At 34.8% G+C, this 17,273-nt stretch carries 11 protein-coding genes; 3 read left to right on the forward strand and 8 right to left on the reverse strand.

The genetic code is table 11. The features are described 5' to 3' along the window. Window positions 1–50: 50 nt before the first annotated feature. Window positions 51–1,025 carry an HU domain-containing protein gene (locus LNP23_RS04555; RefSeq protein WP_230004030.1) on the forward strand — a complete coding sequence of 325 codons (975 nt, stop codon included), beginning with the start codon at window positions 51–53 and terminating at the stop codon, window positions 1,023–1,025. Window positions 1,026–3,422: 2,397 nt separating this feature from the next. Here the strand turns inward: LNP23_RS04555 and LNP23_RS04560 are convergent. The 7 genes from LNP23_RS04560 to LNP23_RS04590 form a co-directional block, all read right to left on the reverse strand. Beyond that, on the reverse strand, window positions 3,423–5,702 hold the full coding sequence (locus LNP23_RS04560; protein ID WP_230004032.1) for a helix-turn-helix domain-containing protein: 2,280 nt from the start codon (window positions 5,700–5,702) through the stop codon (window positions 3,423–3,425). A gap of 101 nt (window positions 5,703–5,803) precedes the next feature. Further along, entirely contained in the window at window positions 5,804–6,385 is a 582-nt protein-coding gene (locus tag LNP23_RS04565) for an OmpH/Skp family outer membrane protein (RefSeq protein WP_047774550.1), read from the reverse strand. 244 nt (window positions 6,386–6,629) lie between these two features. Further along, window positions 6,630–7,478, reverse strand: coding sequence for a class I SAM-dependent methyltransferase (locus LNP23_RS04570; RefSeq protein ID WP_230004034.1), 849 nt, complete (start codon window positions 7,476–7,478; stop codon window positions 6,630–6,632). Between the two features lie 91 nt (window positions 7,479–7,569). Then, on the reverse strand, window positions 7,570–8,034 hold the full coding sequence (locus LNP23_RS04575) for a GNAT family N-acetyltransferase (protein WP_230004036.1): 465 nt from the start codon (window positions 8,032–8,034) through the stop codon (window positions 7,570–7,572). 162 nt (window positions 8,035–8,196) lie between these two features. Further along, window positions 8,197–10,068 carry a tRNA uridine-5-carboxymethylaminomethyl(34) synthesis enzyme MnmG gene (gene mnmG, locus LNP23_RS04580; RefSeq protein ID WP_230004038.1) on the reverse strand — a complete coding sequence of 624 codons (1,872 nt, stop codon included), beginning with the start codon at window positions 10,066–10,068 and terminating at the stop codon, window positions 8,197–8,199. A 337-nt stretch (window positions 10,069–10,405) separates the two neighbouring features. Further along, window positions 10,406–10,825: an rRNA maturation RNase YbeY gene (gene ybeY / locus LNP23_RS04585; RefSeq protein ID WP_230004040.1), complete on the reverse strand. Its 420-nt coding sequence runs from the start codon at window positions 10,823–10,825 to the stop codon at window positions 10,406–10,408. Beyond that, window positions 10,822–14,211: a DUF4175 family protein gene (locus LNP23_RS04590; RefSeq protein ID WP_230004042.1), complete on the reverse strand. Its 3,390-nt coding sequence runs from the start codon at window positions 14,209–14,211 to the stop codon at window positions 10,822–10,824. Before LNP23_RS04590 ends, ybeY begins: the two co-directional genes overlap by 4 nt. A gap of 163 nt (window positions 14,212–14,374) precedes the next feature. Here LNP23_RS04590 and gltX point away from each other — a divergent pair, with 163 nt between their 5' ends. Beyond that, window positions 14,375–15,880 (forward strand): glutamate--tRNA ligase, encoded by a 1,506-nt coding sequence (gene gltX / locus LNP23_RS04595; RefSeq protein WP_230004045.1) that lies wholly within the window; start codon window positions 14,375–14,377, stop codon window positions 15,878–15,880. 134 nt (window positions 15,881–16,014) lie between these two features. Further along, window positions 16,015–16,995 (forward strand): SPFH domain-containing protein, encoded by a 981-nt coding sequence (locus tag LNP23_RS04600; RefSeq protein WP_230004046.1) that lies wholly within the window; start codon window positions 16,015–16,017, stop codon window positions 16,993–16,995. Between the two features lie 21 nt (window positions 16,996–17,016). Here the strand turns inward: LNP23_RS04600 and LNP23_RS04605 are convergent, their stop codons facing one another. Next, on the reverse strand, window positions 17,017–17,271 hold the full coding sequence (locus LNP23_RS04605; protein WP_047774574.1) for a DUF6327 family protein: 255 nt from the start codon (window positions 17,269–17,271) through the stop codon (window positions 17,017–17,019). Window positions 17,272–17,273: the final 2 nt, after the last annotated feature.

Consider the following 17,273-nt stretch of genomic DNA (forward strand, 5'->3'; position numbering starts at 1 on the left):
AATTGTGAATAAAATTTTGATAACTATATTCATTACCTAACTTTGTTACTATGAAAATCGAAACTTACATATCGCAGTTATTGTATCGTTATCAGTGTGTAACGGTTCCAGGGTTTGGAGCATTTCTAACCGAAAATCACCCGGCAAGACTTAATGAAAGCACCAATTCGTTTTCTCCACCTAAGAAAACGATCGCATTCAATAGTCTTTTAAAAAACAATGACGGATTATTAGCCAATCATATCGCTCAGACTGAAAATACTTCTTATGGTTTTGCCGTAAGTGCTATTACACATGAAGTTCTAAATTGGAAAAAAATATTAGACGAACATGGTGTTCTGAATTTTAAAAACATTGGTGATATTCGTCTAAACGCTGATCAAAACATGGTTTTTACACCTAATGATCAGACCAACTTCTTATCTACTTCTTTTGGGTTAAGTCCGTTTGTTTCTCCTGTAGTAAAAAGAGAACTGTTCGAGAAAAAACTGGAAAAAATGGAAGAAAGAGAAACGGTTGCTTTATACGAAAATGAAGAGCACGTTAGAACTTCAAAACCATACTTGAGATATGCTGCTATTTTTGTTCTAGGTTTAGGAATTACCGGAAGTATCGGATATCCTTTGTACCAGAATCAAATTGCAAGTCAGACTCTTATTGTAGAAAGTGCTGTACAGAAAAAAGTACAAAACAAAATCCAGGAAGCGACCTTTTTTATACAAAGTCCATTACCGGCTGTAACACTTTCAGTAGATTCTGCTAAAACTGCAACTGAAGAAGTAGAAATAAAAACAATGCCTTACCACATTATGGCAGGTGCTTTCAGAAGCGAACAAAATGCCAGAAAAGCCTATAATCAATTGGTAAAAGACGGCTACAAAGCCAGAATGCTTGGCGAAAACAAACATGGTCTGTTTCCTGTTTTATACGGAAGTTATGCCACTATGAATGAAGCACAAAAAGCACAGAAAGAAATTCAAAAAGGAGAAAATCCGGATGCCTGGATTTTAGTCGAAACGTTATAAATTTTCAATTGCCACTTACTTAACTAAATCCTTTTTTCTTAAACCGAAAAAAGGATTTTTTATTTATACTCGTGCCAGTTTTACAAAATCTACTTCTCGTATATCTGTTCCAGGTGAAAATAACTTTTGCCTTCAAAAGTTTAATTATTTATGAAAGTTTGTTGAAATGAAAATGATATTTTTTATAATTACTGGCCAGACGCTGTTTTAAAAAAAACGAATTATCACAGCCAAAGACCTTTACTTCTAGTCTTTTTGTTCCACAACTCGTTTTAATTTCGACAAAAAGACTCCCCGATTTAATTCAAAAATAACGCCGAAGGCGCCGATTTTTTTTGAAAAAATTGACTTCTAAAAAAGTTACATCCCTAAAATAAGTTCCATAATTTTCTATATTATTACTGCCTAAAATCTATGATTTAATCCAGCTGTCACCCTGAGCGAAGTCGAAGGTTACGTTAGAAAATTTACACCTTTTTCACTTTCTCTGCGCTTCCTAAAGTTCAGAATTTACTAGATACTTATCCCTAGGCCAGTCTTCGACTTCGCTCAGGGTGACATAACGTACATAAGTGAGATTTGGAGGTGTAAAACTAACGTACATCATTCTGTAAAGCTTATCCCTTCCACGTGAAAACTACATTGCAAAAATGGCTTTTGATCCTGGAGCTACTTTTATCAAAAATGAAATAAAGAGATCAGAGGATTGTTTTCTTGTTTCACGCTAAATTTTTTGTTTTTCTACGGCCTAAATCTACTAATTTAATCCAACTGTCACCCTGAGCGAAGTCGAAGGCTACGTTAGAAAATTTTCGCCTTTTTTCAGTTTTTCTGTGCTTCCTAAAGTTCGGAATTTGATAGATACATATCCTCCAGACCAGCCTTCGACTTCGCTCAGGGTGACATAACGTATATCAGTGAGATTTGAAGGTTTAAAACTAACGCACGTTATTTTGTAAAGCTTAGCCGTTCCACGTGGAAACTACATTTCAAAAATGGATTTAGATCTTGGAGTTACTTTTATCAAAAACGAAATAAAGAGATCAAAGGATCGTTTTATTGTGTCAGGTGAAATTTTAGTTTTTCTACTTCCTAAAGTCTCTAATTTAACCCAACAGTCACCCTGAGCGAAGTCGAAGGCTACGTTAGAAAATTTTCACCTTTTTTAAGTTATACTGTGCTTCCTCAAGTTTAGAATTTGATAGATACTCATCCTCTAGACCAGCCTTCGACTTCGCTCAGGTTGACATAACGTATAGCAGTGAGATTTGAAGGTTTAAAACTAACGTACATTATTTTGTAAAGCTTAACCGTTCCACGTGAAAACTACATTACAAAAATGGCTTTTGATCTTAAAGTTACTTTTTCAAAGAACAAAATAAAGAGATTTAAAGACTTCTTTTTTGTTTCAGGCGGAAGAATAGCTTTTTATTGTAAAAACAAAAAATACGGCTTAAAAAGCATGGTTTTGCGACTGTTTTCAAACTAACCAGCCATTTTACTTTTATCCAATCACTATTTGTTGTTATTAATGCTAAAAAACGCCGAAGGCGCCGATTTTTTTTTTTTTCGAATTTAAGCAAAGTCTTGGTCTCTCTTCGAAGTGATGCAAAATTCAATAAGTTTCACAACAAACTCCCTGCCTCTACTCCACAACCAAATCGTTTTGAAAAAAATCTCAAGAGTTTTATCTAAACTGGTCACACAACTTCTACCCAAAATATTCCTGCACAGGGTTTGCGCGAGTGATTCACTTATCTTAAAAATTAAAAAATTATCGATTCAAGAATCGTGTTTTATCGCTGTTTTTTTGTCGTTTTGGCATTTAGAAACCAAACGAGTCTTCGTCAAAAAACCATAACTAAAAATTAACACATTGTTAATCAAGATATTAAAAACATAAAAACAGGTAATTAGTCTAATGTTTTAGTGAATCCAAAATGTTCCACGTGAAACTATTTTCGAATCTAAGACGTTTTAATTTTTCAAAACGATTCAAAAAAAAATAAAATGAAGTCAATACAAAACGTTCTTTTTAAGACAGCACAGCTTGTTTTCTTTTGCTATAAAATCGCGTTATCAAACCAAAAACAATAACAATTTACCGTTATCAAATTACATTTTATCACACTTATTACTTTGATTTTCGAATATCTCAATAAAATATTTCTTTCCCAGCCTTCGACTTCGCTCAGGGTGACACCCGTCTAAAATTGACCATTAAATAACTAATAATACCCATTTATCCCAAGCTTGAAACCTGAAACCTGAAACCTGAAACCTGAAACCTGAAACTTGAAACCTGAAACTTGAAACTTGAAACTTGAAACTTGAAACTTGAATTTGGAATTTGAATTTGAATTTAGAATTTAGAATTTAAAAAAATTGGAATTTTCCCTAATTTATACTCGCCTTAAACATTTTAAGTTCATCCCAGGTAAATTCGTCACCATATTTTTCCTTCAATGGGTTAAGCGATTCTTCTTGATAAAATTGAAAAGCCTCTCGTAAAGCCAGTATTTTATCGTACGGCAATACGTCTGAAATATCCACTTTTTTAGTCTGAATTAGTTTGACTAAATGCATCTCAATTGTCTGCACCGTCAGCTTTCGAATTCGGGCAATATCCTGAATCGAATTCTTTTCTATCCATAGGTCGTAGGTTTCTTCTACCGTGGTTTTTTTGATCGTTTTTGGCTCATTATTATCGCGCTTTTTTGAAGTGTAACGTACAACCGGTTCTTCCACATTGAAGATATCCGTGTTGCTCATTTTAAACTCTTCACGAATCTTTTCCAGCTTATTTATTTTGAAGTTTTTAATAGCCGATGAAGTCAATTTTTCTTTGCAAATCGTTTCTCCTGCAACCACAATTTCAATCAATAATTTAGCTTTCATCAAGCGTAAAACCGCTTTTGTTTGCAAATCATCCAGCAAAGTCAGCTCTTCATAAAATTCTTTCACTTTTTTAAACTTCTGAATTTCAGCCATTTTTTGTAAAAGATCTGTCACCAATTTGTCCATTGGACCGAAAAAGTAATCATATGCTGCCACCATTCTTTCTTCAACAAAATACAAATCGACTGTTTCTTTATTGAAAATTTTGTTCAGTTGTTGGATAAACTTTTGAGAAGGATCTACCAGCTGCTCTATGGTTTCTAAGCGCTTTTGTGCCCAAATAGCATGTTTGGCTTTTTCTGACGCAGCAGCATTTTCGTTGTAACTAAAACGGTGATTGCGCCATTCTTGTGCCAAATCTGACCAATTAAAACTGTTAATCAAATAGTTATGAATAAAGTTTTTCGTTTCAAAATGCAACGATTTCTCTAAAACGTCCTCGGTAGCTTTATTCAAAGCATAATCCATCACATCCTGATCGTTAGAAATCCCATTCATACGCATCGGAGAAAGCAAAATAAGCCCATTTAAGGACCTTAAACGCGATAATGCTACATAGGCCTGTCCGGGAAGGAAAACTTGCGATACATCAAGCGCAGCTTTGTCAAAAGTTAATCCTTGGCTCTTATGTACCGTAATAGCCCAAGCCAATTTGATCGGATAATGCGCAAATGTGCCCAAAACTTCCTCTTCAATCTCCTTGGTGAGCTCATTTACTTTGTAACGGATGTTTTTCCATTCGTACTTTTCTACTTCAATTGTTTTATTCTCTTCGGGGAAATGCACAAAAATTTCTTCCGGTGAAAGCGACTTGATAATCCCCATTTTTCCATTAAAATAGCGTTTTTCAAAGCTCAAATCGTTTTTTACAAACATGACCTGTGCTCCCACTTTCAACTTTAGATTTTCTTCTACCGGAAAAATTTTCTCCGGAAAATCACTTACGATAAAGGGTTGAAAAGAATACTCTTTTCCTGCTAAATCGTTTATCGCCTGCTCGTTAATAGAATCTGCTTTGGCATTATGAGTTGTTAAAGTAATATAACCCGGGTTACTCTTTAAATCAAAGTCAGGCAGTACATATTGGTTCAAAAACTGCACATCATCAGCTGAAATCTGATTGTTACGCAGATTGTTCAAAACCGAGATAAAGGCATCATCTGTTTGACGGTAAATTTTAGATAACTCAATGTACAAAGGCGGATTTTGCTGCATTACGTGAGAATGAAAAAAGAATTTTCCTTTGTAATAATTACGTAACGTTCGCCACTCTTCATCCCTAATTACGGGTGGCAACTGCAATAAATCGCCTATAAAAAGCACCTGAACGCCACCAAAAGCATACGAATTTCTGCGAACAGTCTGCATCATAAAATCAATAGCATCAAGCAAATCGGCCCGCAACATACTTACTTCATCAATAATCAGTAACTCCATATTCCGGATTACATTACGCTTCAGACTGTTCATTTTAAAGTGCCTGCGCAACGTATCTTTATTCTCAAATTTCACCGTTTCGGTAAACTGCGAATTCGCCTCAAAAGAGGGTATAAAAGCGGAAAATGGCAGCTGAAACATCGAATGAATCGTCACGCCACCCGCATTTAAAGCCGCAATTCCGGTTGGGGCAACCACCACAGTATTCTTGTGCGTTGTGGCTATAATTTCCCTCAAAAGTGTCGTTTTTCCTGTCCCGGCTTTACCCGTCAGAAAGATCGACTTTTGCGTTTGATTGATAAATTGTAAGGTGTAAGCTGCTGCTTCTGAAACGTTTTGCATTATGGCTTGTATTGAAAAACTAAAAGTATCGTATTTTTTATAAAAGAAAAAACCTAAATCCGTGTAGATTTAGGTTTTTAGAAATTAGTTTGTTTTGTGTTTTATTTTTTAGCTTCCACACCCTCTTTTGCAGGAGCTTTTTCTTCTGTTTTCGGCGCAGATTTGTACTTATCGTTCAATTCTTTAACGATAACTTTTGTAATATCGTATTTATCTTCAGCATATAATACTGTTGCAGCATCACCTGTTCCGTAGATATAAGAATAACCGTTTTTCTTACCGTATTCTTTGATGTATTTTTTCACTCCGCTTACAAGAGAATCCATTTCAACTCCACTTTCTTGTTGCAATTGTTGCGACAAAGCTTGTTGAGCGTAACCCAATTGTTGCTCTCTTTTTTGCAATTCAGCACCTCTTTGTTGTGCCCATGCCTGACCGTTTGCTTGCGCTTGACTTTGAAAATTAGCAGCGTCTTGTTTAAAACGAGTAATTTCAGCTTGCAGTTGTCTTCCTTTTTCTTCTGCTTGAGATTTGTATTTTGCTTCAAGATCTTTTGCTTCAGTGTACTCTTTCATTAAAACCGAAGTATCAACGTAAGCTGTTTTTACTTCTTTAACTTCTGCTGTTTTACCACATGAAACAACTAAAATTGAAACCGCGATAATTACTAATGCTTTTTTCATTTCTTTAATTTCTATTTTTTTAATGTTGAAGACAAAAATATAAAAAAATAAATAGCATCAACATAAAGTTTAAAAAATGCTCTTTTTTTCTTGTATCAATTTTTGTTATCGGACTTAAGTTATGTATAATTTACTGTTATTAATAATGGATTTCATAGCTCGTTTTTAAGCGAATTTCTAAAAAAAGACATATTCAGAGCCCTTCTTACCTAAAAACGTCGCTAAAACGCGCTAAAAATAAGTTTTAGCTGTTTTTTAGCACGTAAATGTGCGAAGAATATTCCATCGTACGTCTGGCTTTTAGATTTGACTTCAAACCGATCAAAAAAGCACTGATGTAGTTCATTTTTCCTGTTTTGTATTTTTCGGATAATAAACTCACATAAAAAGAATCAAATTTCATCGGAAGTACTTTTTCTAATTTCATATCCACTTTTTCAAAAAGCGATTGAATGGCTTTTTTAGAGAAATGCCAAAAATGAATCGGCACATCATAAGCTGCCCAAAATGTATCGTAATGTTTTGCGTCGTATGATTTAAAATTTGGAACCGCAACAATTAATGTTCCAGTTGGTTTTAATAAACGTTTCAATTCCGAAATTTGAAATTCCAAATTTGGAACATGTTCTAAAACGTGCCACATTGTAATTACATCAAACGAATTATTCTCCAGAGCACTGATTTCGTCCACAAATGAAATTCCTTTTTTAACTGCAATTTCTTTTGCTCTTGCGCTTGGTTCTACTCCAATCGTTTCCCAACCATCATTTTTTGCTGTTAATAAAAAATCGCCAGTTCCGGCACCAATGTCCAAAATTCTGCCTTTCTGAGCTTGCTCTGCATTAATCAAATTCAGCTTATTTTTTAAGGCTATATTTTTTACAAAGTGATAGGCTTTTTCAAATAATGAACGTTTGTTGTCTGTGTGCGAAATATAATCTTCACTTTCGTAATACCTTCCTAAATTTTCTAAATCCGGTTGTGGAGACGTAATTAACATGTCCAGGTTTTCATCATAATACAATTCGAAAATTTCTTTAGAAACGGAATGATCTTTTACCGTAAGAAAGTGTTTTTTATTTAAAACGTTCATTTTATAAATATTGGGGTTTTGATTTAACTTCATAGCAAACCCTAAAAATGAAAAATTCACTTTTAGGGCTTATTCTATTTTATATACTTTTTTAATACTTCCAATTTATTTTGACGGCAGACATTTTCTCGCCTTCATATCTCTTGTCTTCAAGCACTACAAATCCATTTTTAATATAAAACGGCAATGGAGATTTGTATGCCTCTTTATTTTGTTTCACGTCATTCTCATGATCGATCACCCAACCATTCAAACTTCTTTTATTCTTTTTTAATTCGTTTATCAAAAGCCTACCGTTACCACTCCCTTGAATATCGCTATCCAAAATTATAGCAAACCAATCTTCTCCCTCTCGTAAAAAAGTAAAAGCCCAGCCTTTGATCCTGCTATTCTCATCAAGCAACAAATAATGCTTCTTTTCCACCAAAGCATCCAGATACAAATCAAAATCATGCATAGCCTGATAATTTAATTTCACCGGATATTCGTTATTCCAAAGTTGCAACAACGTTTCTTTATCTTGCAATGATAAAACTTCTTTCTCAATTATTTTCATGACTAAACAATAACTTAAATAAAATCTATCACGAAATAGTTTCACGTGGAACAATTGTAATTTTAGATTGTGGATTTTAGATTTTAGATTGCGTGAAATCTAAAATCTAAAAATTACTCCTTACGCTCAACAATCTAAAATCAACAATCTAAAATTCTCTCTCTACCTTCCCATATAAATCAATAACACCGAAATATCACTTGGTGATACTCCGCTGATTCTTGATGCTTGCGAAATGGTTACGGGACGAATTTTGCTTAATTTTTGTTTTGCTTCGATTGACATTGATTTGATTTTGTTGTAGTCAAAATTCTCCGGAATTTTTACTTCTTCAAGTCTTGTCAATTTGTCTGCGTTATTTCTTTCCTTCTCGATGTATCCGGAATACTTCACTTGAATTTCGGCTTGCTCTAAGATTTCCTGATCAAGATCGTTTGCTGCGATGTATTCTTTCACTTTCTCAAATTTCATGATATCCTCCAAATCAATTTGTGGACGAGAGAACACTTTAAACATTTTATCACCTTGTGTAATCAATGCGGTATCCTTCGCTTCTAAAATAGGATTTGCCTCTCCAACCGAAACACTTGTTTCTTTGAAAAAGGCAACCATCTTTTCAGACTCATTTAATTTGTGTTCCATTCTACGCAAACGCTTTTCAGAAGCCAAACCAATTTCATGTGACATTGGTGTCAATCTGAAATCGGCATTATCCTGACGCAACAAAGTTCTATACTCTGCTCTTGAGGTAAACATACGATATGGTTCTTCTGTACCTTTCGTAATCAAGTCGTCGATCAGTACTCCGATATACGCTTCATCACGTTTCAAAATCAATGGCGCTTTTTCGTGTACTTTTAAATGCGCATTTATACCGGCCATCAAACCTTGCGATGCAGCTTCTTCATATCCGGTTGTTCCGTTTATTTGTCCTGCGAAATACAATCCTTCCACCAGCTTTGTTTCCAAAGTATGTTTCAATTGTGTTGGCGGGAAATAATCATATTCGATCGCGTAACCGGGACGGAAGAACTTCACGTTCTCAAAACCGGCAACAGAACGCAATGCTTTAAATTGAATATCCTCAGGAAGCGAAGTCGAAAATCCATTCACATAAACCTCACAAGTATTCCAACCTTCCGGTTCAACAAATAACTGATGACGTTCTTTATCAGCAAAACGATTAATCTTATCTTCTATCGACGGACAGTATCTTGGGCCGATACTTTTTATACGACCGTTGAACATTGGTGAACGATCAAAACCAGATCTCAAAATATCATGCACGTCCAAGGACGTGTACGTCATATGACATGATCTCTGATGAATCAAAGGTGACGTCACATCGGAGTACGAAAACTTATCCGGCTTTGCATCTCCCTTTTCTTCGTTCATTTTAGAATAGTCCAAAGAACGTCCATCGACTCTCGGTGGCGTTCCTGTTTTCATTCTTCCAGATTCAAATCCTGCCTGAACTAAATCTTCGGTGATTCCGTACGCAGCACTTTCGCCTGCTCTACCCCCACCAAACTGTTTGTCTCCAATATGAATCAGACCATTCAAAAAAGTACCATTTGTCAAAACCACCGATTTCGAACGAATCTCAATTCCAAGCGAAGTTTTCACACCTTTGATTTTGCCATTCTCAATAATCAAACCTTTGACCATCTCCTGGTAGAAATCCAAATTTGGAGTTCCCTCCAACATCATTCTCCATTCTTCGGCGAAACGCATTCGATCACTTTGAACTCTTGGCGACCACATTGCAGGACCTTTTGATTTGTTCAACATCTTAAATTGAATTGCCGTCCGATCTGAAATAATTCCGGAATATCCTCCGAGCGCGTCAATCTCACGAACGATCTGTCCTTTTGCAATTCCACCCATTGCAGGGTTGCAAGACATCTGTGCAATGTTCTGCAAACTCATTGTAACCAGCAGCGTTTTGGATCCCAAATTTGCTGCCGCTCCCGCGGCCTCGGAACCGGCATGGCCAGCACCCACCACAATAACATCGTATTCTTCTAAAAACATTTTGTTTTATTATTCTCCGGAAACCCTTTAAGGTGGCTCTCAGAATTAACTTTATACTCTTTTGTTCCACGTGGAACTTTTCTTAAATTCCAAAAAAATGAAATACCAAATTCCAAAACTTGGGGGTTTTAGCTGCGCTAAAACGGGGTTCAAACTGTTCCACGTGGAACGGATTTGATTTCAAAATTTCAAAACTGAGCGTTCCACGTGGAACGTTTCACAAACTCAATCTCAATATTTCACTTTGTTTCACGTGGAACGTTTTCTGGATATCTCTACAAAAACAGAATATGTTTCACGTGGAACACCTTTTCAAACTTTTAAAAAGATGTTTAAGCTATAGTTCCACGTGGAACATGGCGATTTTTTCATCTTCTTTTGAGCGCATTAACGCTGCATCAGCATCACTTTTATCTTTGTATCCACAGTAATGCAAAATACCGTGGGCTAAAACACGCTTCAATTCTTCATCAAAAGGAACATTAAAATCCTTAGCGTTGTCTTCTACTCTTTCAACAGAAACAAAAATATCTCCGTTTAATTCGTTACCAACTGTATAGTCAAAACTGATAATATCGGTTAGTGTGTCGTGATCCAGATACTCTACATTTATTTTATGAAGATATTCATCGTCACAAAAAATGTAATTTATCTCTCCCTCGTTTTTGTTTTCAGAAACAATTACAGCACTCAACCAATCAGTAAAGGCTTCTTCGTTCTCTAAATTAAATTCTGTTTCGTAATTAAAATTGATCATTTTGTATTAAAATATTCTTGAACTTTTTGATTAAAATTCGAGCGCAAAGGTAGTGATTGTCTATTTAAAATCTCCACGCTGTTTAAATAATCCAATAACGAGCTTGGCAACGCATTAGTTCTATTTGTAAATTCAGCTTTATTTGTTTCAGATTGGCGCTTGGTATCTTGACCTTGTTGCTGCACTGCATTGTTTAATTTCAATAATTCTTGTTGGATATTTAATATTCTTTGCAAATTTTCATTCTTAAAACCTTTATTCAAAAGTTGCTTTTCGGATTGTTTCATTTGCTCAATAACAGATCTTCCTTGAGAATCTAATCCTTGTTTGGCTAATTCCTTTTGTAATGCTTCACGAAGTTTAACTTGTTCTTTATAAATTTCCATTATTGCTTCAGCATCTCCTTCTCCATCCTCACCTTCTTTTCCGTCCTTTTCTCCTTTGCCATTTTGGTTTCCTTTGCTTCCTCCATTCCCGCTTTTACCATCTTTACCTTGTCCATCTTTACCCTGACCGCTTTGTCCCTGACCTGATTTTCCGTCTTTACCTTCTCCCGGTTTTTGTCCCGGTTGACTACCCGGCTTCATTCCTTCTTTCATTTTATCACCTAATCCTTTTTGTTTTTGAATGATATCCGGCAATTGCATTCCTTGTCCGTCACCAGGTTTTGGTTTTCCGCTTCCGGGTTTAGACATTGACATCTGCATGTTGTTTAATAAATCACTTAAAAAATCAGCTAATTTATTGGCAGATGAAACAGCATATTGTTGGTGCGAAACTCCTTTTGGAACCTGAACATCGGTTAACGACTCTATAGCTTTATCAATATTATATTGTACATTTCCTATTTCCTTCGTTACATCTTCGGCTACTTTAGGGTTTCTTAAAGACAAAGCAAACAGACTATCGTCAACGTGTTTGAACTGTTGCTTTAAATTTTGCTGCACTTTTATATTCTTCGTATATATAGATGATCCCAATTTCATCGACCTAAATTGTTTCATCACATCTTCCTGAGATAAAGAATAGGCTAAAAGATTATCCAAGATCTGACGCAACATAGCCACATCTTCTTCCATTTGTTCTTTCTCCTCACCTTCCATACCGGACTTCATGTCTTGTGCCAAGCTTTTCATTTTCTTAGCAGCACTCTTTTGTTTTGGTTTGGCCGAAGAAGTATTCTTTTTATTCAATTCTTCAGAAGCTTTATTCAAATCTTCTTTTACGTCTTTTTCTTTTGAAGCATCTGAAGGAATTTCTAAAGGAGATTTTAATGATTTATTTTCTTCTTTTAAGTCCTTTAAATCTTCCTGGATTTTCTCGAATGCTTTATTAATTTCTTCTTGTTTATCGGAAGTGTTTTCTTTTTCTTTATTAGAAAGCTGTTCTTCTTTCTCAGCAAGCTTGTCTAATTTATCTGCCACTTGTTCGGCTTTCTTTGAAACATAAAAACGCTTTGTAAGTTCTACCAATTGCTCTAAGTTTCTCGATTGGTTTTTACTGATTTGTTTGAACTTTTCCATCTTATCAAACAACTCTTCGTTATTTAATTTGTCGTTTAAGTTCTTCAATTCGTCCAATAACTTTTGATTTTTTTCTAAATCTTTATCTGCATTCTCTAAACGCTTTTGTAAATCTTCTGCAGTTTTATCCTTTTTATCTTCTTTGAATTTATCCAGATTCTTGTTCATCTTCTCTGTAAACTGCTTCATCAATTCATCTTGTTGCTTCTGACGTTTCAGAAACTCATTTATCTTTTGCTGATCTTTGAACTCTAAATTATCTTTCTCTTTTCCGGTATTCTGAATCTTATCCATTTCAGAAAACTGTTTGGTTTGATTCTTTAAAGATTTCTCTAAACTATTAATGTTTTGATTTTGCTGTTGTAATTCTAAGTCTTGCACTTCATCAGTAGTAGCCACTCGATCTGAAAACACAGAAGACTTTGTACTCTTAAAATTATGAGGCGCATCATTGTCAAAAATTTCAAAATAGTATTCATACGATACACCTTCTTCAACTGCTAAATTACTTGGAAACGAAAAAACGAATTGATCAAAAACAGCTTGCTTTACCGGAATAGTTCCACGTTTGGCAGTCTGGGGTTTGTTGCGTTCGTAGTAAACAATCTGTAATTTAGATAAACCATAGTCGTCACCCAATCTTCCTAAAACATAATTTTTGTCTAACTTCAAACTGTCCGGTGCCGGTGCAACAGTGATCGTTGGATGCTGATCTTTGATAACAGAAAGCTGATAATCGAGTTTTTCGTAGTTTTTTACCTTATTATTGGAGGTAAGAATTTGATATTCTGTATTTTGACCTATGTTTTTGCTCAATTTAAACTCATTTTCGGCTTTATTGAACTTAAAAACTGATTTTTCATCCTTCCAAACGATCTCTTCCGTAGCCTGAGTTTTCATTTTCCAAGTCACCAAAGTTCCTTCCGGTACAATAGCATTTCCTGTTCCCTGAATGGTTTCTGACTTTTTCTTTAAATAAGATGGGAAGTTTAAAACCATTTCGAAATTGGCAATCGATGGAACGGTGATTACTTTCAATTCATATTCATTAGATGAAACTGAATTCCCTTCAAATGAAAAAGCAACATTCTCTATCGGTTTCTCGATTTTAAATTCAAACTTTCCTGGTTCTGAAGATTCCATAAAATAACTTTCATCACCAATATGAATCATCACATTCTCCGGAACGATCTTTCCAACAGATTCCATTTTCACAACAAAATCTTTGTTTTGTTCTGTTTGCAAATTCTGATTTAACACCACAAATTTGAAAGGTGCAGGAGGTAAAAAAGTAGCATTAAAATGGACTACCCTATTTAAGCTTTGAGAAATAATCGTGCTGTTCCCTGAAATATAAAACACTGCAAAAAGCAAAATTGGAATCAAAGCCAATGGCAAATACTTTCTATTCGAATTAAAATTGATTGCATTTCCAAATGGAATTGGTTGCAATGAATTTGCTTTTTGCTCTATTGAAGCCAGCATTAATTCTGAACTTTCTGCTGAATTCTCAGAGGCTGACAATTGTAAAAAGTTCGTCAGTTTATCACTTACTTCTGTAAAATGATTTCCAATAATAGCAGAAGCCTGATTGTAATCTATTCCTTTTTGAAGTTTGAATAACTTAAAAATTGGAAACAAAATAAAACGAAACAAAAGGAACACTTCCACTCCTATAAAAAGCCAAAACAAAAGAGTTCTTCCCAATGGTTTTAACCAAAGGAAATACTCAATAAAAAGGGTAATCAAAAAATACAAAAGTCCAAAACCGGTAAAAAGAAGCATTCCTTTTATGAGTTCATTGGTATAATATTTTTTAATAAAGGCTTCTAGCTTTAGATATATGGCAGACGTTGTTTTCAAAATGAATCTGTTTTACTTATAACCTATAAAAGTACTAATTATAGCAATTCAATTTCCAAAAAATAAATTCCAAATTCCAACTGCTGTAGTCTTTTAGAATTTGGGATTTTTAAAAATTTGGATTTTAACTAATATCGTATCTTTGCATCAAAATTTCAAACAAATGTCAAAGCAAGTTCGGGTGCGTTTTGCACCAAGTCCAACAGGGCCATTACATATTGGTGGTGTTCGTACTGCCCTATTTAATTATTTATTTGCCAAAAAAAACAATGGTGTTTTTTACCTGAGAATTGAAGATACTGATCAAACTCGTTTTGTTCCCGGTGCTGAAGCTTACATAATGGAAGCATTAGAATGGTTGGGAATTGCTCCTGAAGAAACCGTTGGAAAAAACGAAAAATTTGGTCCGTACAGACAAAGTGATCGTAAAGCAATCTATCAAGAATATGCCGATCAACTGATCCATTCGGGTTGGGCGTATTATGCTTTTGATACTCCGGAAGCACTTGATGCCTTAAGAAAAGAACATGAAGCAGATGGAAAAACATTTATTTACAACCATCATAATCGTGAAAAGTTAGATACATCTCTTGTAATTTCTGCCGATGAAGTTGCTAAAAGAATCGCAAATGGAGAACATTATGTGATCCGTTTTAAAACTCCGGTTGATGAAACTTTACATTTGAAAGACATCATTCGCGGAGATGTAAAGTTTGAAACGAATCTTCTTGACGATAAAGTTTTGTTTAAAAGTGACGGAATGCCAACCTACCACTTAGCTAATATTGTGGATGATCATTTGATGGAAACTTCACATGTAATTCGTGGTGAAGAATGGTTGCCGTCTATGCCTCTTCACGTTTTATTATACAGAGCTTTTGGATGGGATGCTCCGGAATTTGCTCATTTACCTTTGATATTAAAACCAGTTGGTAATGGAAAATTATCTAAAAGAGATGGTGATAAATTAGGATTTCCTGTGTTTCCGTTAGAATGGAAAACCGAAGAGGGTACCTCTTCCGGATACAGAGAGAAAGGTTTTTTCCCGGAAGCTGTTATAAATTTCCTTGCTTTATTAGGTTGGAATGACGGAACGGATAAAGAATTATTTTCATTGGAGGAACTAGTAGATGCTTTTGACTTAAACAGAGTGCACAAATCAGGAGCAAAATTTGATCCTGAGAAAAACAAATGGTTCAATCACCAGCATTTAATCAAACAAAATGATGCAGATTTAGCCAAAGACTTTACTCCTATTTTGGAAGAAAAAGGGTTCTCGACTTCGCTCGAACTGACAACACGTATTGTGTCTCTTATTAAAGAACGCGCTCATTTTGTTTCTGAATTTTGGGATCTTACTGATTTCTTTTTCCAGGCACCAACTTCTTATGATGAGAAAGCAAGCAAAAACTGGAAGGAAGAAACACCGGCTTTGATGCAGGAACTGATCTCCGTTTTAGAAAATATTGCTGATTTTACTTCTGCGAATATCGAAACAATTGTAAAAGATTGGTTGACGAAAAACGAAATTGGAATGGGTAAAGTAATGCAACCTTTCCGACTGAGTTTGGTTGGAGCGCTTAAAGGTCCTCACCTATTTGACATTGTAGAAATCATCGGAAAAGAAGAAACTATTTCGAGAATTCAGAAAGCAATAAGTTCGATATAAAACCAACTTTCAATAAAATTCAGACGCTAAGAAACATCCTTTAAATGTTCTTAGCGTTTTTTTATAGTTGCAAAAAAAATAAATCCGAGGAATTTTCGTAATTTACCGGATCATAAAACTAAATCAAAATCATTATGTTCACACCATTTATTATCATTTTAGTATTTGCGTTCTTTATTTTAATGTCTTCCTTTTTTACTGTGAAACAACAATCCTCAGTAGTTATAGAAAGATTTGGAAAATTCTTGAGCGTTAGAAATTCAGGATTGCAATTGAAAATCCCGATAGTTGACCGATTAGCAGGACGTGTTAATTTGAAAATTCAACAGTTAGATGTTATCATTGAAACCAAAACTAAAGACAACGTTTTTATCAAAATGAAAGTTTCGGTTCAGTTTAAAGTGATCCAGGAAAAAGTATATGATGCTTTTTATAAACTGGAATATCCACACGATCAGATTACTGCTTATGTATTTGATGTGGTTCGTGCTGAAGTTCCTAAACTAAAACTGGATGATGTTTTTGAAAGAAAAGATGATATTGCGATTGCAGTAAAAAGAGAATTGAATGAAGCGATGACAACTTACGGGTACGATATTATCAATACTTTGGTGACTGATATTGATCCGGATATCCAGGTAAAAAATGCAATGAACAGAATTAATGCGGCCGATAGAGAAAAAACTGCTGCTGAGTTTGAGGCAGAAAGTTCAAGAATCAGAATTGTTGCCAAAGCAAAAGCCGAAGCTGAAAGTAAACGCTTGCAAGGTCAAGGTATTGCAGATCAACGTCGTGAAATTGCAAGAGGTTTAGTAGAAAGTGTTGAAGTTTTGAACAATGTTGGTATTAATTCTCAAGAAGCTTCTGCCCTGATTGTAGTGACACAACATTATGATACGTTACAAGCCATTGGAGCTGACGCCAATTCTAATTTAATTCTTCTTCCAAACTCTCCGCAAGCCGGAAGTGATATGCTAAATAATATGGTTGCTTCGTTTACTGCTTCTAACCAAGTTGGTGAAATGATGAAGAAAAACAATAAGAAAATTGAAAAACCGAAACCAATTCAGCCACAATCGGGTTATGAAGATGATATAATACCGGAAGAAAAATAATTCTAAAAACAAAAAAGAGGCTTAATTGCCTCTTTTTTTATTGATAAACCACCCAATAATATAGGGCAAAATAGACTGTAAAATACTCACATAAGAATTTGAAAAGTACTCTTTGTATGAGGACAAAAAGCCATTGACAATATTCTGTGGTGTTATCGTTTCCTTAGTTTTCTGAAAACTTAAAACTAATTTCTGATAATTAATGTCTTTTTGAAGTTTCAGTATTTCTAACTCTCTTTCAATTTCAGCGTATGAAGCGTATTTTTTTGTTTCCATAA

Source organism: Flavobacterium cupriresistens, assembly GCF_020911925.1.
In the GTDB taxonomy this organism is placed as follows: Bacteria; Bacteroidota; Bacteroidia; order Flavobacteriales; family Flavobacteriaceae; genus Flavobacterium; species Flavobacterium cupriresistens.